Annotated in this window: 16 protein-coding genes; 9 read left to right on the plus strand and 7 right to left on the minus strand. The window is 74.9% G+C overall.

Annotation, left to right across the window (positions count from 1 at the left end):
- Positions 1–94: 94 nt before the first annotated feature.
- Together treS and JN535_RS12990 are read right to left on the minus strand one after the other, a co-directional pair.
- Complete coding sequence (treS, locus tag JN535_RS12985; protein WP_205205950.1) at positions 95–1,891, minus strand: maltose alpha-D-glucosyltransferase; 1,797 nt, start codon at positions 1,889–1,891, stop codon at positions 95–97.
- Positions 1,888–3,999 (minus strand): alpha-1,4-glucan--maltose-1-phosphate maltosyltransferase, encoded by a 2,112-nt coding sequence (locus tag JN535_RS12990; RefSeq protein ID WP_374100505.1) that lies wholly within the window; start codon positions 3,997–3,999, stop codon positions 1,888–1,890. Before JN535_RS12990 ends, treS begins: the two co-directional genes overlap by 4 nt.
- Positions 4,000–4,163: 164 nt before the next feature.
- Between JN535_RS12990 and glgP the strand changes: the two genes are divergently transcribed.
- Entirely contained in the window at positions 4,164–6,755 is a 2,592-nt protein-coding gene (glgP, locus tag JN535_RS12995) for an alpha-glucan family phosphorylase (protein WP_205205951.1), read from the plus strand.
- Between the two features lie 300 nt (positions 6,756–7,055).
- Complete coding sequence (locus JN535_RS13000) at positions 7,056–8,108, plus strand: DUF559 domain-containing protein (RefSeq protein ID WP_205205952.1); 1,053 nt, start codon at positions 7,056–7,058, stop codon at positions 8,106–8,108.
- Positions 8,109–8,330: 222 nt separating this feature from the next.
- On the opposite strand, the gene JN535_RS13005 is transcribed toward JN535_RS13000, so the two are convergent.
- The 3 genes from JN535_RS13005 to glgX all read right to left on the minus strand — a co-directional run bounded on the left by JN535_RS13005 (position 8,331) and on the right by glgX (position 13,949).
- Entirely contained in the window at positions 8,331–9,602 is a 1,272-nt protein-coding gene (locus JN535_RS13005) for a hypothetical protein (protein WP_205205953.1), read from the minus strand.
- A 176-nt stretch (positions 9,603–9,778) separates the two neighbouring features.
- The gene (locus JN535_RS13010; protein ID WP_205205954.1) at positions 9,779–11,533 is read right to left on the minus strand and encodes an FAD-binding dehydrogenase; all 1,755 of its coding nucleotides are present in this window, start codon (positions 11,531–11,533) and stop codon (positions 9,779–9,781) included.
- A 61-nt stretch (positions 11,534–11,594) separates the two neighbouring features.
- Positions 11,595–13,949: a glycogen debranching protein GlgX gene (gene glgX / locus JN535_RS13015; protein WP_445082670.1), complete on the minus strand. Its 2,355-nt coding sequence runs from the start codon at positions 13,947–13,949 to the stop codon at positions 11,595–11,597.
- Positions 13,950–14,065: 116 nt separating this feature from the next.
- Between glgX and JN535_RS13020 the strand changes: the two genes are divergently transcribed.
- From JN535_RS13020 to JN535_RS13035, 4 genes are all read left to right on the plus strand, one after another.
- Positions 14,066–14,881, plus strand: a complete 816-nt coding sequence (locus tag JN535_RS13020; RefSeq protein WP_205205955.1) for an electron transfer flavoprotein subunit beta/FixA family protein — start codon at positions 14,066–14,068, stop codon at positions 14,879–14,881.
- A 13-nt stretch (positions 14,882–14,894) separates the two neighbouring features.
- Positions 14,895–15,902 (plus strand): electron transfer flavoprotein subunit alpha/FixB family protein, encoded by a 1,008-nt coding sequence (locus tag JN535_RS13025; protein WP_205205956.1) that lies wholly within the window; start codon positions 14,895–14,897, stop codon positions 15,900–15,902.
- A gap of 32 nt (positions 15,903–15,934) precedes the next feature.
- Positions 15,935–16,408 carry a GNAT family N-acetyltransferase gene (locus JN535_RS13030; RefSeq protein ID WP_205205957.1) on the plus strand — a complete coding sequence of 158 codons (474 nt, stop codon included), beginning with the start codon at positions 15,935–15,937 and terminating at the stop codon, positions 16,406–16,408.
- A 137-nt stretch (positions 16,409–16,545) separates the two neighbouring features.
- Positions 16,546–18,678, plus strand: a complete 2,133-nt coding sequence (locus tag JN535_RS13035; protein WP_205205958.1) for a PhoX family protein — start codon at positions 16,546–16,548, stop codon at positions 18,676–18,678.
- A gap of 85 nt (positions 18,679–18,763) precedes the next feature.
- On the opposite strand, the gene JN535_RS13040 is transcribed toward JN535_RS13035, so the two are convergent.
- Entirely contained in the window at positions 18,764–19,810 is a 1,047-nt protein-coding gene (locus tag JN535_RS13040) for an aminoglycoside phosphotransferase family protein (protein WP_205205959.1), read from the minus strand.
- A 220-nt stretch (positions 19,811–20,030) separates the two neighbouring features.
- Between JN535_RS13040 and JN535_RS13045 the strand changes: the two genes are divergently transcribed.
- Both JN535_RS13045 and mnmA read left to right on the plus strand, forming a co-directional pair.
- Positions 20,031–21,314, plus strand: coding sequence for a cysteine desulfurase family protein (locus JN535_RS13045; protein ID WP_205205960.1), 1,284 nt, complete (start codon positions 20,031–20,033; stop codon positions 21,312–21,314).
- Entirely contained in the window at positions 21,311–22,501 is a 1,191-nt protein-coding gene (gene mnmA / locus JN535_RS13050; RefSeq protein ID WP_205205961.1) for a tRNA 2-thiouridine(34) synthase MnmA, read from the plus strand. The genes JN535_RS13045 and mnmA overlap by 4 nt, the downstream gene beginning before the upstream one ends.
- Here mnmA and JN535_RS13055 read toward each other — a convergent pair.
- Complete coding sequence (locus JN535_RS13055; RefSeq protein WP_205205962.1) at positions 22,474–22,902, minus strand: ester cyclase; 429 nt, start codon at positions 22,900–22,902, stop codon at positions 22,474–22,476. The two genes, mnmA and JN535_RS13055, sit on opposite strands and share 28 nt — an antisense overlap.
- A gap of 161 nt (positions 22,903–23,063) precedes the next feature.
- On the opposite strand from JN535_RS13055, the gene JN535_RS13060 reads away from it, so the two are divergent.
- The gene (locus tag JN535_RS13060; RefSeq protein WP_205205963.1) at positions 23,064–24,113 is read left to right on the plus strand and encodes a hypothetical protein; all 1,050 of its coding nucleotides are present in this window, start codon (positions 23,064–23,066) and stop codon (positions 24,111–24,113) included.
- Positions 24,114–24,210 lie beyond the last annotated feature (97 nt).

Below are 24,210 nucleotides of genomic sequence, written 5' to 3' on the forward strand. Positions count from 1 at the left end.
CTCCTCGGTCAGGTTCGGCCCCCATGCCACCACGGCCGGGCCGCACCCGCCGGGTGAGGGCCGTGCCCGGGCACGGGCCGCGCGGCAACGGTGGTCACACCGACGGGTCCTCGACGACGAGCCAGTAGAAGTCGCGCGACCCCCACGTCATGACGACGCGCTCGTCGTCGTCGACCGCGGGGAAGCGTGCTCCGCCGAACACGTCCGTGAGCGTCGCGCCGGCGTGCCCGGGCACGTGCACCGAGGCCGAGCGCGCGGTCGCGGAGAGGTTCGCGACGCACAGGATCGTCTCGGTGTCGGTGCGGCGCAGGAACGCGAGGATCGACTCGTTGTCGCACTCGAGCGCGACGAAGTCGCCCGTCCCGAACGCCTTGTGCCGGCGCCGGACCTTGAGCATCCCGTGCACCCAGTGCAGCAGGGACGTCGACTGCTCGAGCTGCGCCTCGACGTTGACGTAGCCGTAGTGGTGCACGAGCGACTGCACGAGCGGCAGGTAGACCTTGCCCGGGTCGGCGGTCGAGAACCCGGCGTTGCGGTCGGGCGTCCACTGCATGGGGGTGCGCACGGCGTCGCGGTCGGGCAGCCAGATGTTGTCGCCCATCCCGATCTCGTCGCCGTAGTAGAGGCACGGGCTGCCCGGCAGGGAGAGCAGGAGCGCGTGCGCGAGCTCGACCTCCTTGCGCGAGTTGTCGAGCAGCGGGGCGAGCCGGCGGCGGATGCCGACGTTGGCGCGCATGCGCGGGTCGGGCGCGTACCACCCGTACATGGACGCGCGCTCCTCGGTGGACACCATCTCGAGCGTGAGCTCGTCGTGGTTGCGCAGGAACGTGCTCCACTGCGCGCCGGGCGGGATGTCGGGCGTGTCGGCGAGGATCTCGAGGATCTGGTTCGCGCGCTGGTCGCGGATCGCGTAGTAGATCCGGGGCATCACGGGGAAGTGGAAGCACATGTGGCACTCCGGCTCGTCCTCTGTGCCGAAGTAGTCCACGACCTCGCGCGGCCACTGGTTCGCCTCGGCGAGCAGGATGCGCCCCGGGAACTCGGCGTCGACCATGCGCCGCACGCGCCGCAGGAACTCGTGCGTCTGCGGCAGGTTCTCGCAGTTGGTGCCTTCGGCCTCGTAGAGGTAGGGCACCGCGTCGAGGCGGAACCCGTCGACGCCCATCTGCAGCCAGAACCGCGCGACGTCGAGCATCGCGTCGGCGACGCGCGGGTTCTCGAAGTTGAGGTCGGGCTGGTGGGAGAAGAACCGGTGCCAAAAGAACTGGCGGCGCACGGGGTCGAACGTCCAGTTGGACGTCTCGGTGTCGACGAAGATGATGCGCGCGTCCTGGTAGCGCGAGTCGTCGTCGCTCCACACGTAGAAGTCGCCGTACGGGCCCTCGGGGTCGGCGCGCGACGCCTGGAACCAGGGGTGCTGGTCGCTCGTGTGGTTCATGACGAGGTCGATGACGACGCGCATCCCGCGCGCGTGCGCCTCGCTCACGAGCTCGGCGAAGTCGGACGTCGAGCCGTACTGCGGCGCGATCGCGGTGTAGTCGGAGACGTCGTAGCCGCCGTCGCGCAGGGGCGACGGGTAGAACGGCGGAAGCCACAGCGCGTCGATGCCGAGCCACTGCAGGTAGTCGAGGCGGTCGATGAGGCCCCGCAGGTCGCCCGTCCCGCTGCCGTCGGAGTCGGAGAACGCGCGGACGATCACCTCGTAGAACACGGCGGTGCGGTACCAGTCCGGGTCGTCCGACAGCCCGGGCCGCGCGTCGACCGGCGCGGCCGGCTGGCGTCGCGGCGGGAGCGCCGCGACGGGGACCGGCGCGGTGATGGGCGGCACGGGGGCGGGGCCGGCAGCGGGACCGCGTACGGGGACCGGTGCAGCATCGCGAGGGAACGTCATGCGGGCCTCACGTGCACGACGTGCGCGACCTGGCGCATCGGCTCGAGCCGCACGTACACGTCCTGGCCCCAGCCGTAGCTCTCGCCGGACAGCTCGTCGTGCGCGACGAAGGACGGTGCCCACGGGTCCTGGCCGTCGGCGAGCGGCGGCAGCCCGAGGGCCGCCAGGTCGAGGTGCACGTTCGACTCCTGCGGGGAGTGGGGGTCGAGGTTCACCACGACGACGACGGTGTCCGCCTCGCCGGTCGGGGAGTGCTCGGCGGGCAGGTGCCGCGAGAACGCGAGCACCTGGTCGTTCGTCGTCGGGTGCACGGTGAGGTTGCGGAGCTGGCGCAGCGCGGGGTGGTCGCGCCGCACCTCGTTGAGCCGCGTGAGGAGCGTCGAGATGCCGATCTCCTCGGCGAGCGCCCAGTCGCGCGGCTTGTACTCGTACTTCTCGTTGTCGATCTGCTCCTCGACGCCCGGGCGCGGCACGTTCTCCACGAGCTCGTACCCGGAGTAGATCCCCCAGGTCGGCGAGCCGAGCGCGGCGAGCACCGCGCGCACCGCGAACCCGGCCACCCCGCCGTGCTGGAGGTACGGCGGGAGGATGTCGTGCGTCGTCGGCCAGAAGCTCGGGCGCATGTAGGCCCCCGCCTCGCCCGACACCTCGGTGAGGTACTCGGCGAGCTCGTCGCGCGTGTTGCGCCACGTGAAGTACGTGTACGACTGGTGGAACCCGATGCGCGCGAGCGTGTGCATCATCGCGGGCTTGGTGAACGCCTCCGAGAGGAACACGACCTCGGGGTTGGTCGCGCGCACCTCGGCGAGCAGCCACTCCCAGAAGTCGAGCGGCTTGGTGTGCGGGTTGTCGACGCGGAACGCGGTGACGCCGCGGTCGATCCACACGCGCACGACGCGCAGCACCTCGGCGTAGATGCCCTCGGGGTCGTTGTCGAAGTTGAGCGGGTAGATGTCCTGGTACTTCTTGGGCGGGTTCTCGGCGTACGCGATCGAGCCGTCGACGCGCGTGGTGAACCACTCGGGGTGCTCGGCGACCCAGGGGTGGTCGGGCGAGCACTGGAGCGCGAGGTCGATCGCGACCTCCAGACCGTGGCGCCGGGCCTCCTTGACGAACGCGCGGAACGTGCGGTCGCTGCCGAGCTCGGGGTGGATCGCGTCGTGGCCGCCGTCCTTCGAGCCGATCGCGTACGGGCTGCCCGGGTCGCCCGGGAGCGCGGTCAGCGAGTTGTTGCGGCCCTTGCGGTGGGTCGTGCCGATGGGGTGGACGGGCGTGAGGTAGACGACGTCGAAGCCCATCGCGGCGATCGCCGGCAGGCGGCGGGCCGCGGCCGTGAACGTCCCGGAGCGCCAGCGCCCGTCCTTGAGCCGGCGCGCGCCCTCCGAGCGCGGGAACATCTCGTACCACGCGCCCGCGAGCGCCAGCGGGCGCTCGACGCGCAGGGCGTAGGTCGCCGACGCCGTCACGTGGTCGCGCAGGGGCGCACGGTCGAGGACGTCGCGCACCTCGGGCGACGTCGCGGCGGCGAGCCGGACCGGGGCGGGGCGGCTCGCGTCGGCGAGCGCGGCGGCGGCGTCGGCGAGCGTGCGCGCGTCCTCGGGGGAACGGGTGCTCGGGGTGCCGTCCGGGCCGGGGAGCGGGACGGCGTCGGCCAGGACCCGCTCGAAGAGACGGACGCCCTCGGCGAGCATGAGGTCGACGTCGACGCCGGCGGCGATCTTCACGGTCGCGTCGTGCGCCCAGGTGCCGTACGGGTCGCTCCACGCCTCGACGCGCAGCGACCAGTCGCCGGTCGTGTCGGGGTGCAGCGTGGCGCGGAACCGGTCGAGGCCGGGCGCCACGTCCACCATGCGCGCGGTGCGCTCGGACCCGTCGGGGGCGACGAGGACGGCGGTCGCGGCGACGGCGTCGTGCCCCTCGCGGAACACGGTGGCCTCGACCGGCACCATCTCGCCGACGACGGCCTTCGCGGGCCACCGGCCACCCTCGACGACGGGCGAGACGTCCAGCACGGGGATGCGGCCGATCGGGGCGGACGGGGCAGGGAGGGGGGTGGTCGCGAGGGCGCGGTGCGGCGCGGTGGCCGGAGGGGTCGACGTCACACGCACAACGTATCGAGGCCCGTGGGGGGCAGGCACCTGGGAGCGCGGTCGGCGCGTCGTCGACGGGGTGCGGGACGCAGATGACGCCGGGGTGAAAGTTCACGCAAGCGTGACGTGCGTGTGACACCGCGAGGGTGTGCACCGGCCTCGGCCTGCGTAGTCTCGTCCCCGTGAGAGCGATCCGACGGTTCACCGTCCGCACCCTGCTGCCCGCCGAGCTGCGCGACCTGGACGAGCTGGCCCACAACCTGCGCTGGTCCTGGCACGCCCCGACGCGCGACCTGTTCGCCGGCATCGACCCCGAGGCGTGGGCGTCCGTGCACGGCGACCCGGTCGCGCTGCTCGGCGCGCTCGGCCCGGAGCGCCTCGCGGAGCTCGCCGCTGACGGCGCGTTCGTCGAGCGCGTACGCGCGGCGGCGGCCGACCTGCGCCGCTACCTCGACGACGCGCTGTGGTACCAGCAGCGGGTGGCGTCCGGCGAGGATCTGCCGGCGGCGATCGCGTACTTCTCGCCCGAGTTCGGCATCACGTCCGTGCTGCCGCAGTACTCCGGCGGCCTCGGCATCCTCGCGGGCGACCACCTCAAGAGCGCGAGCGACCTCGGCGTGCCGATCGTCGGCGTCGGGCTCCTGTACGGTGCCGGCTACTTCAAGCAGTCCCTCACGCGCGACGGCTGGCAGGTCGAGACCTACCCGCTGCTCGACCCGGACGGCCTTCCGCTGACCCTCCTGCGCGACGACGACGGCACGCCCGCGCGCGTGTCGCTCGCCCTCCCGGGCGGTCGCACGCTGCACGCGCACGTGTGGGTCGCGGCCGTCGGGCGCGTTCCCCTGCTCCTGCTCGACTCGAACGTGCCCGGCAACGACGAGGCCGCGCGCAAGGTCACCGACCGCCTCTACGGCGGCGGCGGCGAGCACCGCCTCCAGCAGGAGCTCCTGCTCGGCGTGGGCGGCGTGCGCGCGCTGCGCCTGTGGTCGCGCCTCACCGGCGCCCCGGCGCCGGAGGTCTACCACACCAACGAGGGGCACGCCGGGTTCCTCGGCGTCGAGCGCATCCGCGAGCTCGTCGAGCAGGGCCTCACGTTCGACGAGGCGCTCGAGGCGGTGCGTGCCGCGACCGTCTTCACGACGCACACGCCCGTCCCGGCCGGAATCGACCGGTTCGGGCGCGACCTCGTCACGCAGTACTTCGGCGGCGACATGGCCGTCGACGGCCTGCCCGTCGAGCGCGTGCTCGCGCTCGGCGCCGAGGACTACGAGGGCGGCGACCCGACCGTCTTCAACATGGCGGTCATGGGTCTGCGCCTGGGCGGCCGCGCCAACGGCGTCTCGCTGCTGCACGGCGAGGTCTCGCGCGGCATGTTCGAGGGGCTGTGGCCGGGCTTCGACGCGCGCGAGGTCCCCATCACGTCCGTGACGAACGGCGTGCACTCGCCCACGTGGGTGGACCCGGCGCTCGCGGCCCTCGAGGCCGACCGCCTGGGCCTGGACGAGCTCACGGCCGAGCACGCGTCGTCGGGCTGGCTGCGCGGTCCCGGGGAAGGCGGCGTGAGCGACGGCGAGCTCTGGGCGATCCGCCGCGAGATGCGGGGCCGGCTCGTCGACGAGGCGCGCCGCCGCGTGCGCAAGTCGTGGCGCGAGCGCGGCGCGACCCCGGCGGAGCTCGGCTGGGTCGACGACGTGCTCTCGCCCGACGTCCTCACCATCGGCTTCGCGCGCCGCGTGCCCACGTACAAGCGGCTCACGCTCATGCTGCGCGACCCCGCGCGTCTCAAGGCGCTGCTGCTGCACCCGGAGCGCCCCGTGCAGCTCGTCGTCGCGGGCAAGTCGCACCCCGCGGACGACCAGGGCAAGCGGCTCATCCAGCAGCTCGTCCGCTTCACGGACGACCCCGAGGTGCGGCACCGGATCGTCTTCCTGCCGAACTACGACATCGCCATGGCGCAGTCGCTCTACCCCGGCTGCGACGTCTGGCTCAACAACCCGCTGCGCCCGCTCGAGGCGTCCGGGACGTCGGGCATGAAGTCGGCGCTCAACGGCGGGCTCAACCTGTCGATCCTCGACGGGTGGTGGGACGAGTGGTACGACGGCGAGAACGGCTGGGCCATCCCCACCGCGGACGGCGTGGAGGACGCGGACCGCCGTGACGACCTCGAGGCCGCCGCGCTCTACGACCTCGTCGAGCAGCAGGTCGCGCCCCGCTTCTACGACCGCGACGCGGACGGCGTGCCCGGCCGGTGGCTCGAGATGGTGCGGCACACCCTTGCGACGCTCGGGCCCAAGGTCCAGGCCACGCGCATGGTCGGCGAGTACGTGACGCGCCTGTACGCGCCGGCCGCGGCGGCCGGGCGGACGTTGGCCGCGGACGGCCTCGCCCCGGCGCGCGAGCTCGCGCACTGGAAGCAGTCGGTGCGCGACGGCTGGTCGCGCGTGCGGGTCGACCACGTCGACTCGTCCGGTATCGGCGAGGTGCCGCAGGTCGGGGACCGGCTCACGGTGCGCGCGTACGTGTCGCTCGGCGAGCTGCGTCCCGAGGACGTGCAGGTGCAGGTCGTGCACGGCCGCGTCAGCGAGGCAGACGTCATCGAGGAGTTCACCGCCGAGCCGCTCGCGCTCGCCGAGACGTACGAGGCCGGCCGGTACGCGTTCGCCGGCGACGTCGTGCTCGACGCGTCCGGCCCGTTCGGCTACACCGTCCGCGTCGTCCCGACGCACGACGGCCTCCCGAGCGTCGCCGAGCTCGGCCTCGTCGCCAACGCCTGACCCCTCCCGCGAGGTAGAACCCTGGTCGCGCGGGGTAGAACCGTGGTCGCGCGAGGTAGAACCGTGGTGGGCCGAGGTAGAACCGTGGTCGGCCGAGAATCCGGGACGGCCGGGGTAGAGCTCCGGTGAGGCGCGGTGGGGGCCGGCATCGGCCGGCCCCCACGGTGCGGTCAGGGTCACCCGCGCGGGTCGTGCCCGACGGCGTCGCCCTGCTCGGCCGTGACGCTCACCGCCCCCGTGGTTTTCCACAGATCCGAGATTCCCGTCCCGCGGAGTCCCGGTGGCCGCCAGGCTGGGGCGATGAACGAGTCATCGAACCTCTCCTCGCCCGCGGGGGCACCCGTTTCGACGGACACTCGCACGCGCGCGACCGCCCGGTCGCCCCGCCCACCAGGGCGCTACACCGCGGACACGACCGGCCCGCGCGGGGTCCCGGCGGCGATGCCGTACGACCGTCGTCGCCGTGCCGAGCTGGCGGCCCGTGCGCGCGACGGTGAGCTCGTGCGGGTGCGCCGCGGTGTCTATCTCCCGTCCCCGCACGCTGCCGCCCAGGCCCGGGAGCAGTGGTTGCTCGCCCAGGTGCGTGGTGTCGTCGAGAGCTTCACCACGCCGTACTGGGTGAGCCACGACACTGCGGCACTGCTCTGGGGGTGCTGGACCTGGCGGCTGCCGCCGTTCGTGCACCTGACCCAGCTCACGAACCCGCGGGTCGAGCGCGAACGCGACCCGATCGTCCGGCGGCACCGGACGGACCTCCCACCGCGCGACCGAGCACGCCTCGACGGCGTCCCGGTGACGAGCCTCGAGCGCACCGTCGTCGACTGCGCCCGCTCGCTGCCCCTGGAGCGCAGCCTCGTCGTCGTGGACTCGGCGCTACGTCTGGGCGCCGACCGGCATGTCGTCGAGCAGGTGCTCGAGGAGTCGCGGGGCAAGCGCGGTGTGGTCCGCGCGCGTCGCGCACTGGAGCTCGCGGACCCGGCATCGGAGTCGCCGGGCGAGACGCTGGTCCGGTTGGCCGCAACACTCGGCGGGCTCCCGACGCCACGACCACAGGTTCCGGTCGCCACCGCCCGCGGCCGCTACGTCCTCGATCTCGCCTGGATAGACGCCCGCGTCGCGGTCGAGTTCGACGGCGCTGTGAAGTACTCCGGTGGGCCGTACGGGGACCCGGCCGCGACGCGACGCGCCCAGGACGTCAGGGAGGCGGCACTCGTCGCCGCAGGCTGGACGGTCGTGCGGTTCACCTGGGACGACCTCGGCGACCCGGTCGCGGTCGGGTGCCGCCTGGCAGAGACACGCCGGCTCGCGCTCCGACGCCAGGCATCCCGGAGGGTGGCACCGGCGCCGAGGTAGAACGTTGGTCACGCGAGGTAGAACCCCAGTCACGCGAGGTAGAACCCCGGTCACGCGAGGTAGGACGCCGGTTGGGCGGAGAAGAAGGTCGGTGGATCCAGCGGAGCGAGCCGCGCTCGGTCCGGAGAAGCCACCGTTCTGTCGCGGACGACCAGCGTGCTCCTTCGTCGGACCACGGTTCCACCTCGCGTGACCGGGGTTCTACCTCGGCGGACCACAGTTCTACCTGGGCGCGGTGGCGGGTTCGTCGGCGGGCGCCCGGGAGGCCCTGTCGAGGAGGGTGAGGTAGCGGGAGCGGGTGCGGACGACGTCGGCGAGCTGGGTCTCGATGCCGTCGACGAACTCCGCGCGGTAGACCGCGTCGACCTGGACGGAGATCGCGTAGTAGAGCCCGGTGAACGTCGCGATCGCGACGGAGACGCGCAGGAGCGTCTGCGTGACGACGAGGTCCGCCCCGCCGACGCCGCCCCCGCCCGCCAGAGAGATCGTCTGCTGCCACGTGCCGCCGTCGACGTCCCACAGCGCCATGACCTCGGGCGTGACCGTGAGGGTCCCGAGCGCCATGAAGAACACGCCCATGCCGAGGCTCACGACGAGCACCTGCAGGAGCTGGCTGGTCGCGATCATCGTCGCGAGGTTCGCCGTCTGCCCGCGGCTGAAGCGCGTCGCGCTCTCGTGGTCGGGCAGCCTCGCCGCCGTCTCCGCGAGCGCCTCGCGCGCCTCGGCCGGCGAGCGCAGCGCGACGAACAGCACGACCAGGAGCGCGAAGAAGGCACCGAGCGCGATGTCCGCGACGCCGTGCGTGCGGTCGAACACCTGCCAGACCTCGGCGTTGTAGAAGAGGACCAGGGAGAACACGAGCAGGAGCGGGAGGAGGCGCACGAGCCGGAGGAGCGCGGCACCGAGCTCGTCGGTGACGCGCGCGAGCCCCCACCACAGCGACGACAGCACGCCGTACCCGACGACCACGCGCACGAGGCCCAGCAGGACGAGGTTGCCGACGACGGTGAGCAACGCGTCGCCCCACTGCCCGCCGAACACGAGGGGCAGCAGCGCGGGCACGAGCACGAAGAACGCGAGCTCGGGCACGCCGACCGACTGGGGGAGGGTCGACCACGGGCGTCCGCGGAGCACGTTGAGGCCGGCGTACGCGGCCGCGACGATCGCGGCGCCCCCCAGGAGTGCGAGCGCGTTGGCCCAGGCCGGCCAGCCGGACCGGATGGCGCCGCTCAGCTCGGCGAGCAGCACGACGAGCAGGAACGGTGCCGACCGCCCGAACACGTCACGGTCCACGGAGTGCCCCTGGACCAGCAGCGGGAGCCCGTTGCGGCGGAAGACGCGCTCGCACGCGGCGATGTCGGGCGGTGCGGCCCCCGGCCCCCGGCCGGGCTGCTCGACGACGCCGGGCCCGGCCGGTTCGTCGTGCCCGACCGGTCCCGTGCCCGACGCGAGGTCGGCTCGTCCGGATCGCGACGCGTCGTCGTGCACGCTCATGCTCGGTGACCCTACCGGCCGTGGCACCACGCACGACGGACGCCCACGGTCGGTTCTCAGCGACCACGGCTCTACCTCGCGCGACCACGGTTCTACCTCGCGCGACCACGGCTCTACCTCGCGCGACCGCGGCTCTACCTCGCGCCAGCAGGCTTCCGCTTCGTGCGACCTGTGGGTCAGCGGAGCTCGGCCGCGAGGGCGCGACCCGCGACGCGGCCGGAGTAGAGGCAGCCCCCGAGGAACGTGCCCTCGAGCGCGCGGTGGCCGTGCACCCCGCCACCGCCGAACCCGGCGGCCTCGCCCGCGGCCCAGAGCCCGGGCAGCACGGAGCCGTCCTGGCGCAGCACGCGCGCGGACGTGTCGGTCCACAGCCCGCCGAGCGTCTTGCGCGTGAGCACGGACAGGCGCACCGCGAGCAGGGGCCCGTCCTTGGGCATCGTGAGCGGGCGCGGCGGGGAGACGCGGATGAGCCGGTCGACGCGGTAGCGCCGGGCCATCGCGGTCGCGACGACCTGCGGGTCCTTGCCGAGACCGGTGCGGACCTGCTCGTCGCGCAGCTGGATGACGCGGGCCAGCGCATCAGGGTCGACGTGGCCGCGCGAGCCCGGGGTCGCCTCGACGAGCGCGTTCATGCCGGCCGCGAGCTCGGCGGGGGAGTCGGCCCAGACGAACTCCGGCGACTGCTCGGCGAACCGCGCGACGGGCCCGACGGCGCGCGGCAGGACCCGCTGGGCGAGCAGCCGGACGTCCTTGCCGGTGAGGTCGGGGTTCTGCTCCGACCCGGACAGCGCGAACTCGGACTCCATGATCGCCTTGTTGAGCACGAACCAGGAGTGGTCGTCGCCGCGCTCGGTGACGTGCTGGAGCGCGCCGAGCGCGTCGAACCCGGGGAACAGCGGCGCGGGCAGCCGGTTGCCGTCGGCGTCGAGCCACAGCGAGCTCGGGCCGGGCAGGATGCGGATCCCGTGGTCGGTCCAGACGGGGGAGTGGTTGGCGATGCCCTCGGGGTAGTGCCACATGCGGTCCTCGTGCACGAGCGCGGCGCCCGCGTCGGCGGCGACGCCGATCATGAGCCCGTCGGTCGAGTCGGGGACGCCGGAGAGCATGCGCGCGGGGAGCCGGCCCGCAGCCTGCGGCCACCGCGAGCGCACGAGCTCGTGGTTCGCGCCGATCCCGCCCGACGTCACGACGACGGCGCTCGCCGCGATCTCCACCTCGCCGACGACGTCGCGCGACGACGGCGCCCCGCGCTCGACGTCCGACGGCGCGAGCACCTCCGCGCGCACGCCCGTCACCGCGCCGTCCGTCACGACGAGCGACGTGACCCGGTGCCGGAACCGCAGGTCGAGCAGCCCGGCGGCGCGCGCGTCGAGCGCCGCGCGCACGAACGGCTCGAGGATCGCCGGCCCGGTACCCCACGTGACGTGGAAGCGCGGGACGGAGTTGCCGTGCGCGCCGGCGGCCGTCCCGTCGGCGCCCGAGGTCACCGGGTACCCGCCGCGCTCGGCCCACTGCACGAGCGGGAACCAGCGCACGCCCTTGTCGTGCAGCCAGCCGCGCATCTCGCCCGCGGCGAAGTCGACGAACCCGCGCGCCCAGGCGTACCCGTGACGGTCGGGGCCCTCCCCGCGGTCGGCGCCGGGCGCGAACCGCGCGGACCCGAGCCAGTCGTCGAACGCGAGCTCGGCGGAGTCGGTGACGCCCATGCGCCGCTGCTCGGGCGAGCCGACGAGGAACAGACCGCCGAACGACCACCACGCCTGGCCGCCGAGGCTCGCGGCGGGCTCCTGGTCCAGGAGGACGACGCGTCGCCCGGCCGCGGTGAGCTCGGTCGCCGTGACGAGCCCGGCGAGACCGGCGCCCACGACGACGACCTCGGGGTCCTCGATCGCGGGGGAACTGACGGAGGAGTCGACCGCGCTGTCACTCATGCGGGAAGAGTAGAGCACGTGTCCAGCCCTCGGGACCCGGGCGCGGGAAGCCGGCGTACCGCTAGGGGAAGGACACGTAGACGCGCACGCTCAGCGCCTCGAGCCCGACGACGTCCCCCGCCCGAGCGGTGCCGTTGCCGTTCGCGCGGTCCCGGTCCTCGGGGTGCTCCCAGTCCGAGTCCCACGCGAGGTCCCAGTGCTCGACGTCCCCGCCCGAGGCCGCGCGCACGCCCGGGAGCGTGACGTCGACGGGGTCGAGCGCGCCCGCGAGGACGACGAGCACGTCGGCGTCGCCCGGCTCGGGCGCGGTCCGCAGCATCTGCAGCGTCCGGACGGCGGGGTCGTGCCAGGCGGAGTGGTCGAGGGGCTCGCCGTCGGCGTCGAACCACACGAGGTCGGGCACGGCGACGCGGGTCCGCGTGCCGCCCTCCGTGTCGCCAGGGTCCGCCTCGCGCGCGGGCCGCGGCCGGCCGGTGAAGAACGTGTTGGGGCGCAGCGCAGGGTGCTCGCGCCGCAGGGCGAGCAGGTACCGCGCCGTCGCGAGCAGGTCCTTGCGCCACGGCGAGAGGTCCCACGACACCCAGGACGTCTCGTCGTCCTGCACGTAGGCGTTGTTGTTGCCACGCTGCGTCCGGCCCATCTCGTCGCCCGCGGTGAGCATCGGGGTGCCGGCGGCGAGGACGAGCGTCGCGAGGAGGTTGCGGATCGACCGACGGCGCAGGGGCGCGATCTCGACGCCGAGCCCGAGCGCGTCGAGCCCGGCACCGCCGCCTGCCCGTGCGTCGGGCGCCGCGACCGGGCCCTCAAGACCGTGGTTCCAGGACCGGTTGTCGTCCGTCCCGTCGCGGTTGTCCTCGCCGTTCGCGAGGTTGTGCTTGTGGTCGTACGCCACGAGGTCGGCGAGCGTGAACCCGTCGTGCGCGGTCACGTAGCTCACCGACGCGACCGGTCCGCGCAGCAGCGGCGGGTCGGAGTGGCCGAACAGGTCGGCCGAGCCCGCGAGACGCGTCGCGAGGTCGCGCACGCCGTGGCCGGGCCGCCCGTGCGACGCCTCGCGCGCGTCGGCGAGCCAGAACTGCCGCGCCGCGTCGCGGAACCGGTCGTTCCACTCGGCGAGCGGCGGCGGGAACTGCCCGGTCCGCCAGCCGCCCGGCCCGACGTCCCACGGCTCCGCGACGAGCTTGAGCCCGCACAGCACCGGGTCGGTCTGGAGCGCGACGAGGAACGGGTGGTCCGGGTCGAACCCGGCGCTCCCGCGCCCGAGCGTGACGGCGAGGTCGAACCGGAACCCGTCGACCCCCACGACGTCCGCCCAGTACCGCAGCGAGTCCAGCGCCGCCCGCACCACGGCGGGGCGCCGGAAGTCGAGCGAGTTGCCCGTCCCGGTGACGTCCGCGAGGCGCGCGGGCGAGCCGCCGTCGTGCAGGTAGTACCCGGCGTTGTCCAGACCGCGCCAGGACAGGTGGTACCCGTCGGCGCCGCCCTCGCACGTGTGGTTGTGCACGACGTCGAGCAGCACCTCGATGCCCGCCTCGTGCAGCAGGTGGACCATGCCGCGCACCTCGTCGAGGACGGCGCCCGGCCCCGCCTCGCGGGCCGCGCGCGTCGCGTACGCGGCGTGGGGCGCGAAGAACCCGAGCGTCGAGTAGCCCCAGTAGTTGGTGCGGCCGCTCGTGAGCAGGTGCGGCTCGGGCACGTTCGCGTGCACGGGCAGGAGCTCGACCGTCGTCACGCCGAGCGACCGCAGGTGCTCGATCGTCACGGGGTGGGCGACTCCCGCGTACGTGCCGCGCAGGTGCTCGGGCAGGGCCTCGAGCCGCTGCGTGAGGCCGCGGACGTGCGCCTCGTAGATCACGGTGTCGCGCCAGGGGACGCGGGGCCGGGGCGCCAGGGCCCCGGTCGGTTCGGCCACGACCACCGCGTGCGGCACGAACGGCAGCGAGTCGCGCGCGTCCGCCGGGCCGTACGGGTCGCTCCCGACCTGGCCGCGAATCGCGGGGTCGTCGACCAGCCTGCCCACGAGGCCGCGCGCGTACGGGTCGACCAGCAGCTTGGCGGGGTTGTGCCGCAGCCCGGCGGCGGGTTCCCACGGGCCGTGCACGCGGAACCCGTAGCGCTGCCCGGGCCGCACGCCGGGGACGTGGGCGTGCCAGACGCCGTACGCCGGCCCGGCGAGGGCGACGCGGCGCTCGCGGTAGCGGGCCGGGTCGTGGTCGGGCCGCGACGCGTCGACCACGTCCACGAGGCACAGCTCGACGGCGGTGGCGTGCGACGCGAGGACGGCCACGTCCACGCCGTCGCCGGCGACGCGCACGCCGAGCGGCGGCACGAGGGCGTGCCGGTCGACAGGGCCTGACGGGACGAGGAGCGTTGGCTCGTCGGTGGCCGCCGGGACGGGGGAGGGGGTCGGGGGCACGTGCACCCGACCATTGTGGCGGGTGTCACCGGCTCGGCCCGCCGCCCGCCGGTAGGCTTCGCGGAGCGGGCCGGGAACTCTCCGGCCGACCGCCCAGCGCACAGGGAGAGCAGCCGATGCGGATCGTCGTCGCCGTGAAGTACGTCCCGGACATCCACGCGGACCGGGGCTTCGAGGGCGGGCGCGTGGTGCGCCGGGCCGACGAGGGGACGCTCAACGAGCTCGACGAGAACGCGGTCGAGGCGGCCCTGCGCCTCAAGGAGGCGCTGCCGGAGGCGGAGCGCGAGACCAGCGAGGTGATCGTCCTCACGGTGGCCGGCCCGGACGCCGACGGGGCCGTGCGGCGCTCCTACCAGCTCGGCGCGGACCGCGGCGTGCGCGTGAGCGACGACGCGATCGCCGGCTCCGACTACTTCGGCACCGCGCGCGTGCTCGCCGCCGCGGTGCGCCGTCTCGCGGACGAGGCGCCGGTCGACCTCGTCGTCACCGGCATGGCCGCGCTCGACGGGCTGGGCTCGGTCGTCCCGGCACTCCTGGCGGCAGAGCTCGACCTGCCGCAGCTCACGCTCGCCGGGAAGCTCGAGGTGCTCGGCGAGCCGGGCGCGCGCACCGCACGCGTGACGCGCGAGCTCGACGGCGTCGACGAGGTCCTCGAGGCCCCGCTGCCGGCCGTCGTGTCCGTGACCGACCACGCGAACGACCCGCGCATGCCCAACTTCAAGCTCATCATGGCGGCGCGCACGCGGCCGGTGGAGGCGTGGAGCCTCGCCGACCTCGGCGTCGACCCCGCGCTCGTCGGCGACGCGGGCGCCCGCTCGCGCGTGCTCGACGCGTCGCCCCGCCCGCCGCGCCCCGACGCCGAGATCGTCGTCGACAAGGGCGAGGGCGGACGCGCCCTGGCCGAGTACCTCATCCGCAACGACCTGGTCTGAGAGGCGTCCGCACATGAGCACCCCCGGGACCCGTACCGTCCTCGTCCTCCTCGACTCCGCCGGCACCGAGCTGCGCTCGCCCGTGCTGGAGCTGATCACCGTCGGACGCTCGCTCGGGCGCGTCGAGGCCGTCGCACTGGAGGCGCCGAGCGTCGACGTGCTCGCCCAGCTCGGCGCCCACGGCGTCGCGCTCGTGCGCCAGGCCGAGCCGTCCTCGGGCGGGGAGGTCGTGACCGGCGACGCGCTGCACCTCACGCCCGTCGTGGCCGAGGTCCTCGCCGCGGCGACGCGCGCGTCCCACGCCGACGCCGTCCTGCTCACGTCGTCGTTCCCGAACAAGGAGGCGGCGGCGCGCCTCGCGTTCCTCACCGAGGCCGGCCTGGTGATCGACGCGTCCGCGCTGACCGACGGCGGCACGCACCTCGTCGCGGACAAGCGCGTCTTCGCGGGGTCCTGGGACGTGCGCAGCGAGATCGTCACCGACCCCGCCGTGCTCACGCTGCGCGCCAACTCCGTCGTCCCGCAGCCCGCGGACGCGGCCGTCGCGACCGAGGTCGAGGCGCTGCGCGTCGAGCTGTCGCCCGCGGCGACCGCGGCGCGCGTCGTGTCGCGCACGGTCGACGAGTCCGCGGGCGCGGGGCGCCCCGCGCTCGGCGAGGCCGCGATCGTCGTCGCCGGGGGACGCGGCACGAACGGCGACTTCGGGCCGGTCGTCGAGCTGGCCGACGCGCTCGGCGCGGCCGTGGGCGCGACGCGCGACGCCGTCTACGAGGGCTGGCACGACCAGTTCGTCGGGCAGACGGGCGTGACCGTCGCGCCGCGCCTGTACATCGGCGCGGGCATCTCCGGCGCCCCGCACCACCGCGGCGGCATGCAGGCCTCGCAGGTGATCGTCGCGGTGAACAACGACCCCGAGTGCCCGCTGTTCGAGATCTCGGACTTCGCGGTCGTCGGCGACCTCGCGGACGTGCTGCCGCAGGCCGCCGAGGCGATCCGCGAGCACCGGGCGTCCCAGGGCTAGCAGCCCGCCGCGCGGGTCGGCACACTCCTCGCATGGAGATCACGCTGCGCGCGCTGGAGGACGGCGACCTCGACCAGGTCTTCGCGTGGGAGCGGGATCCCGAGGCCGTCGCGCTCGCGGCGTTCACGCGCGCCGACCCGTCCGACCGCGCCGCCTTCGACCGCCACTACGAGCGCATCCGTGCCGACCCGACGTGCACCGTGCGGGCCGTCGAGCGCGACGGCGCGTTCGTCGGGACGATCGGCAGCTTCACCGTGGAGGGGGAACGGGAAGTCACGTACTGGGTCGACCCGTCGCTCTGGGGGCGGGGGATCGCGTCGGCCGCGCTCTCGGCCTACCTCCTGGTCGAGCGGGAGCGACCGCTGTTCGCACGCGTCGCGGCGCACAACGCGGCCTCGGCGATGGTGCTCGCCCGGGCGGGTTTCGTGGAGGTGGGCACCGAGGTCTCGTTCGCGCCCGGCGTCGGTGCCGAGGTGGTCGAGCGGATCCTTACCCTGGAGGCGTGACCCGGGCGAGGTCGCACAGCGGGCTCCGAGAATTCACCCGGCGTCCTCCGGGTGGTGGCCGGCCCGTCATCGACCGTTCCTAGCGTCGGGCCGACTCCCCGGTGACGGGGAGGCCCCCCGACCTGTGGAGACGACCGATGACGATCACGCCTGCCCCCGAGCATCGCCCCCTGCTCTCCGTCGCGCCGCACGCGCGCGGCAAGCGCAGCCCCGTCACCTGCCGGCTGAAGTGCGCCGACGCGTGCTCGCACCCGGTCCCCAACGCGAGCGCCAACGAGACGTTCCGTGACGTCGTCGCCGGCGCGATGTCGCGCCGTGCGCTGCTCGGCGGGCTCGCGGTCGGCGCCGCCGCCGTCGTGCTCGGTGCGCAGACGATCGGCGCGTCGCCGGCCGCCGCGCAGGGTGTCGCGGCGCACGGGGGCCACGGCGGCGGCCGTCCGCAGAAGGGCCTGGCCTTCGGCGCGATCTCGCCACAGCCCGCGGCGCGCGACGCGTTCGTCGTGCCGGAGGGCTATCGGTGGCGCCCGGTGATCCGCTGGGGCGACCCGATCCTGCGCGGCGGGCGGCCGTTCGACGTCGCGCGCCAGACGCCCGAGCAGCAGGCCCGGCAGTTCGGCTACAACAACGACTACCTCGACATCCTGCCGTTCGAGCGCCAGCACGCCCTCGCCGGCGCGCAGGGCCGGGGCAAGGGTCCGGGCCGCGGTACGCGCGGCCTGCTCGTCGCGAACCACGAGTACACGAACCCGGCGATCATGTTCGACGCCTCGTACGACGCCCCGACGCGCCGCGCCATCGAGCGTGCCGCGCACGGTATGTCGGTCGTCGAGGTGCGTCGCCGCCGCACGGGCACGCCGTGGGACTACGTGGCCGACAGCCGGTACAACCGTCGCGTGCACATGACGACCGAGTTCCGCCTCACCGGACCCGCGGCCGGCTCGGACCTCGTCAAGACCGTCGCGGACCCGTCGGGGACGCGCGTGCTCGGCACGCTGAACAACTGCGCGGGCGGCACGACGCCGTGGGGCACCGTGCTCTCGGGCGAGGAGAACTACAACGGCTACTTCCGCACGTCGGGCACCGGCCACGACGCGCGCTACGGCCTGCGCGACGCCGCGACGGGCTACGGCTGGGAGCTCGACGACCCGCGCTTCGACGCCCGCAACCCCGGGTACGAGAACGAGCCCAACCGGTTCGGCTGGATCGTCGAGATCGACCCGTACGCGCCCGACGAGGCCCCGGTCAAGCACACGGCGCTCGGTCGCTTCAAGCACGAGGGCGCCAACGTGATCCTCTCGCGCCGCGGAAACGCGGTCGCGTACATGGGCGACGACGAGCGCTTCGACTACGTCTACAAGTTCGTCTCGTCGCGCACGATGCGCCCGGGGAACAGCGAGGCGGCGCGGCGCCACAACAAGACGCTGCTCACCGAGGGCTCGCTGTACGTCGCGCGCTTCCACGGCGACTCGCCCGCGTCCGAGATCGACGGGTCGGGGGCGGTGCCGTCCGACGGCGCGTTCGACGGCTGGGGCGAGTGGGTCCCGCTCGTCCTCGACGGGCGGAGCCAGGTCGAGGGCATGAGCCTCGAGGAGGTGCTCGTCTACACGCGCGTCGCGGCCGACAAGGTCGGGGCGACGAAGATGGACCGGCCCGAGGACGTCGAGCCCAACCCCGTGACGGGTCGCGTCTACGTCGCGTGCACCAACAACACCTCGCGCGGTCCCGCGGCGGCCGAGGCCGCGACCGAGCCGAACCCGCGCAACACCAACCGCGACGGGCACGTCGTGGAGATCGTCGAGGACCGCGACGACGCCGCGTCCCTGACGTTCCGGTGGAACCTGCTCCTCGTCGCGGGCGACCCCGCGACGAACACCTCCACCTACTTCTCGGGCTACCCGAAGGAGAAGGTCTCCCCGATCTCCTGCCCGGACAACCTCGCGTTCGACGCGGAGGGCAACCTCTGGATCTCGACCGACGGCCAGCCGAGCACCATCCAGAAGTGCGACGGGCTGTTCAAGGTCACGCTCGACGGTCGCGAGCGCGGCCGGGTCGAGCAGTTCCTCTCGGTGCCGCGCGGCGCCGAGACGTGCGGGCCCCTCGTGGACTCCACGGACCGCATGGTCTACGTGGCGGTCCAGCACCCCGGCGAGGACGGGTCGTTCGACGCCCAGGCGTCCTACTTCCCCGACTACCTGACGCCGGGGGCCCCGGTGCCGACGGGTGCCTTCGCGGGCCCGCGCCCGTCCGTCGTCCAGGTCTGGCGCGACTGAGGTCGCCCGCATGACGGAGGGGCTCGGCGCCGCGACGGCGCGGGGCCCCTCCGTCGTCCGCGGAGGGACTGTCGCGGTGGGGCGGTCAGAGACCGAGGTGCTCCAGCCAGGCGACGGCTGCGACGCCCTGGGCGCGCTGGAAGGCCCGCAGGCGGGGGATCGTCGGGACGGCGGGCTTGCGCGCCGAGTGGAGGAAGTAGCCGGCGATCCCGGCGACGACGGACCGCAGGTCGGTGGGGTGCACGTCGTGCCCGAGGGGGTGCGCGGCGAACGTCGAGGCCGCCCAGGCGCCGCCGCGCGCGCGGCGCGGCGCGTCGGCGCTCACCGTGACGGGCTCGCACACGCCGACGACGCCCTGCATGACGACGCTGGGCAGGAACATCGCGAGGTCGAGCCACGCCGCGCCGCGCGAGGCGTGCGGCCAGTCGACGAGGTAGACCTTCTCCGGCGTGAGCAGGACGTTGTCGGCGCGCAGGTCGCCGTGCACGAACGACTCGCCCTCGCACGCGACGAGCGCCCCGCGCTCGGCCTCCGCGAGCGCGTCGAGGTGCGCGGCGGCCCACGGCGCGACGGCGGGCAGGCGCGGGTCGGGGTCCGCGCGCAGCGCGCGCCACCCGGTCGCCATGTCGGCGAAGTCGGGCCCGGTCGGCGGCAGGCGCATCGCGCGGGCACCTGGGACGGCCGCGACGCGGACGAGCGCGGTCAGGACCCGGTCGAGCTCGTCGGGGTCCCACGGCGTGGTGGGCACGTGCCCGTCGACGACGTCGAACGCGAGGGCGATCCAGTCGCCGTCCCCGTGACCCCAGGCGAAGCGCGGGGCGGGGACCGCGCGCGGCAGCCGCGTCGCGACCTTCGCCTCGGCGCGGTGCAGGTCGGCCGCGACCGGCTCGTCCGCGGTCCGGGCGGCCTTGACGAAGAGCCGGCTGCCGTCGTCGAACGTGAGCACGGACGCGAGGCCGGGGCTGAACCCGGACGAGACGGAGCGTTCCTGCACGACCCGGCCGCCGGCGACCGCCTCGAGCTCGTCGCGCAGCGCGGGCGGCAGGTCTCGCCAGAGCAGGCGGCCGCCGCCCGAGGCGACCGGGACGTCCCCGGTGGCCTCGACGGCGGGCGGTGCGGCGTCGTCGGGCATCGAGATGCCACTTCCCCTGTCGGTGGCTGGACGGACTCGTCCTCGGCACGCTTCCGTCCCGCGGCGACGTGTGGCGCGCGACGGCGGTCCTGCGACCGGGACGAGCGCCCGGCGACGGCCGGGCGCAGACCTCCCACAACCTAGCGCTTCTCGTCGGGAAGTCCAGCGCCGCCCACTCCTCGGACCGCGAGCGCCGCGACGCTTCGTAGACTGGGTGACCGTGACCCACCCTTCCGGCCCTGTCCCCGCGGCGGCCGCGTACCTCGACCACGCCGCCACGACGCCGCTGTCCGCGGCGGCGCGCGAGGCGTTCGTCGACGAGCTGTCGCGCACCGGCAACCCGTCGTCCCTGCACGCGGCGGGCCGCGCCGCCCGACGCACGGTCGAGGAGGCGCGCGAGTCGGTCGCCGCGGCGCTCGACGCCCGCCCGAGCGAGGTCGTGTTCACCGCGGGGGGCACCGAGGCGGACAACCTCGCGATCAAGGGCCTGTTCTGGGGCCGGCGCACGACGGACCCGCGCCGGCTGCGGATCGTCGTCTCTGCGGTCGAGCACCACGCGGTGCTCGACCCCGCGTTCTGGATGGCCGAGCACGCGGGCGCGGAGATCGTGCTGCTGCCCGTCGACGGCGAGGGGCGCGTGGACCTCGCGGCGCTGCGCGCGGAGATCGCGGAGCACGCGGACGAGATCGCGCTGATCTCCGTCATGTGGGCCAACAACGAGGTGGGCACGCTCCAGCCGGTGCAGGAGGTCGTCCAGCTCGCGCGCCCGCACGGCATCCCGGTGCACTCCGACGCGGTGCAGGCGGTCGGGCAGGTCCCCGTCGACTTCGCGGCGAGCGGTCTCGACGCGATGACCGTCTCCGGGCACAAGCTCGGCGGCCCCGTCGGCGTCGGCGCGCTCGTCGCGCGCCGCGACGCGCCGCTCACGCCCGTGCTGCACGGCGGCGGGCAGGAGCGCGGCGTGCGCTCCGGCACGCTCGACGCGCCCGCGATCCGCGCGTTCGGCGTCGCCGTCGCGGAGGCCGTCGCACGCCGCGAGGAGCGCGCCGCCCACCTCGGCACGCTGCGCGACGAGCTCGTCGCGGGCGTGCGCGAGCGCGTCCCCGACGCCGTGCTCAGCGGCCCTGAGCCGAGGTCCGGTGACCGTGACGCGGCGCGGCTGCCCGGCAACGCGCACTTCACGTTCCCGGGGGCCGAGGGCGACTCGCTCCTCTACCTGCTCGACTCCGCGGGCGTGCAGGCCTCGACGGGCTCGGCGTGCCAGGCCGGCGTGCCGCAGCCGTCGCACGTGCTCCTCGCGATGGGCGTGCCGGAGCAGGACGCGCGCGGCGCGCTGCGCTTCTCGCTCGGGTCGACGTCCACGCCCGACGACGTCGCGCGCCTGCTCGACGCCCTGCCGGCCGCGGTCGAGCGCGCGCGGGCCGCAGGCCTCGCGTCGTCACCGACGCGCACGCCGGCCTCGACCCGCACCGCGGTCCCGACCCGCGCGGGGGGTGCCGCGTGAGGGTGCTCGCCGCCATGTCCGGCGGCGTCGACTCGGCCGTCGCCGCGGCGCTCGCGGTCGAGGCGGGCCACGAGGTCGTGGGCGTGCACATGGCGCTGTCGCGCAACCGCGACCAGTTCCGTACCGGGTCGCGCGGGTGCTGCTCCATCGAGGACGCGGGGGACGCGCGGCGCGCGGCCGACGTGCTCGGCATCCCGTACTACGTGTGGGACCTCTCGGAGCGGTTCGAGGACACGGTCGTGGCCGACTTCCTCGCGGAGTACGAGGCGGGCCGCACGCCCAACCCGTGCGTGCGCTGCAACGAGCACATCAAGTTCGAGGCGCTGCTCGACAAGGCGACCGCGCTCGGCTTCGACGCCGTCGCGACGGGCCACTACGCGCGCGTCGTGACGCGCGAGGAGGCCGACGTGTCCGCCCCGGGCGGGGTGCGCACGGTGCGCGAGCTCCACCGCTCGCCGAACACGGCCAAGGACCAGTCGTACGTCCTCGCGGTCATGGGTCCCGAGCGCCTCGCCCGAGCGGTGTTCCCCCTCGGGGACTTCGCGTCGAAGGACGAGGTGCGCGCCGAGGCCGCGCGACGCGGGCTGTCCGTGTCCGCGAAGCCCGACTCGTACGACATCTGCTTCGTCGCCGACGGCGACACCCAGGGCTTCCTGCGCGACCGCCTCGGCGCGCGGCCGGGCGAGATCGTCGACGCCGAGGGGACCGTGCTCGGCCGGCACGACGGCGCGTACGCGTACACGGTCGGCCAGCGCAAGGGCCTGGGCATCGACCGTCCCGCGCCCGACGGCCGGCCCCGGTACGTGCTCGACGTGCAGCCCGCGAGCAACCGCGTGGTCGTCGGCCCGGCCGAGCTGCTGAGCGTCGACCGGATCGAGGCCGGCGCGGCGGTCTGGTTCGACGACGCGCGCCCGGCGGCGGGGGAGCGGGCCGACGTCGAGGTGCAGGTCCGCGCGCACGGCGCCCCGGTCGCGGCTCGGGTCCGGGCCGTCGGTGACGCGATGGAGGTCGAGCTCACGGGGACGCCGCTGCGGGGCGTCGCCGCCGGGCAGTCGCTCGTCGTCTACGCCGGCCCGCGGGTTCTCGGTCAGGCGACCGTGGACCGGGCCTACCGGGCCGGGGCGGGGCCGGCCGCCACGGCGGCTACCGCCCAGCCCGCTCAGCCGACGCCGACGGGCGCCGGGTGAGCGAGCGCGCGCACGAGCGCGGACTCGTCACGCACGCACCAGTGCTCGGCCTCCCGGCCGTCCGCGAAGCGCAGCACGTGCATCTCGCGCACCCGGAACCGGCGCCCCGTCGGGGCGACGCCGCGGAAGAACCCGGTGTGCCGCGCGCTGAGCTCGACGTGCAGCGCGACGAGGTCGCCCTCGGCGACGGCGTGCAGGACCTCGACGTGCTGGTCCTCGAAGGCCTCGTCGTACCAGTGCATCGTCGCGAGGAGGGCGTCGGCGCCGCCCTCGCAGCCGGGCGACCCGTCGTGGTTGCGGAACCCGGGGGCCAGCAGCGTCGCGAGCGCGTCGCCGTGGTTGCCGGGGATCGCCCGCGTGTGCACGGCGACCGCCGTGGCCTTGTTCTCGTGCGTGCCCATGTCGGAGCCCTTCCGCCAGGCGGCCGCGCGGCCCCCGGACCCCGGCGGGGTCGCGGCACGGCTCGGTTTCCCAGTGTGCTCCTGGAGAGAGGTGGACGGCACGTGGTTCGTGACGAGAGGTCGGGCGGCGCCCGGGCCGAGGGCTCGCGCGGGGATGCGGCATGACCGCGGTGAGCGGCCTCGGGCCGTGGCCCGGCGGCGAGGGCGCGGACGTGCTGGAGGCGCAGCTCACGGTGCTCGGCGACCTCGCGGAGGTCCCGACCGGCGTGCGCGGCGTACCGTTCCTCGTCCAGCTCCCGGGGCGCGGCCCCGGCGCGGACGCGACCGGGCGGACCGCCGCGCTGCTGCCCGGCCTCCCCGTCGAGCTGGGGCCGCACGGGTGGAAGCTCGCGGACCACGGGGGTGCGGACCTGCGCCGCGCCGAGTCCGTCCTGCGTGCGGACCTGGAGGCGCTCGCCATCGCGGGCGCGGGGTACTCCGGGCCGCTCGCCGTGACCGTGACCGGTCCCTGGACGCTCGCCGCGGACGTGTACCTCGCGCGCGGCGACCGCGTGCTGTCCGACCCGGGCGCCGTGCGCGAGGTGGTCCAGGCGCTCGCCGTGGGCGTGGGCGAGCACGTCGCCCAGGTGCGCCGGCAGGTGCCGGGGGCGGACGTCGTCGTGCAGGTGGACGAGCCGCTGCTCGCCCAGGTCGGGGCGGGCGTGCTCCCGTCGTTCTCGGGCTACTCGCGGTTGCGTGCGGTCCCCGGCCCGGACCTCGTGGACGGGCTGCGGCCCGTGCTCGACGCCGCCCGGGACGCGTCGGCGTCGACGGTCGTCCACGTGGGGCCCGCATGGGTCGGCGTGGCGCCGGCCGTGCTCGCGGGGACGGACGCCGTCGGCCTCGCGCTCGGCGCGTGGGACGAGCGGCTGTGGGAGACCGTCGCCCGGGCCGTCGAGCGGGGCGTCGGCCTGTGGGCCGAGCTCCCGCCCGCGAAGGTCTCCCAGTGCGCCGGGCCCGCGCTGGGCGAGCTCGCCGACCTGGTCAGTGTGCCGTGGCGCCGCATCGGGCTCCCGCTCGCGGCGCTCGACGACGTCACGCTCCTGGGCGCCGCGCGCACGGCCGGGGGAGGCCCGGGCCGCGGCGTCGACGGCACTCCTGACGAGCACCGCGCGCTGCTCGCGAACCTCGGCCGCGTCGCCGACGTCCTGGCCGAGCGCGCCCACGCCTGAGCAGCACCTGGACGCACGCTCGGCGCTTCCCGCGCGCGCCTCCGCATGCGTACGCTTGACCGTCGTCCCCCCTCGTCCCCCCACCCGTGAAGGACCC

Source organism: Cellulosimicrobium cellulans (genome assembly GCF_016921195.1).
Classification (GTDB): domain Bacteria; phylum Actinomycetota; class Actinomycetes; order Actinomycetales; family Cellulomonadaceae; genus Cellulosimicrobium; species Cellulosimicrobium cellulans_F.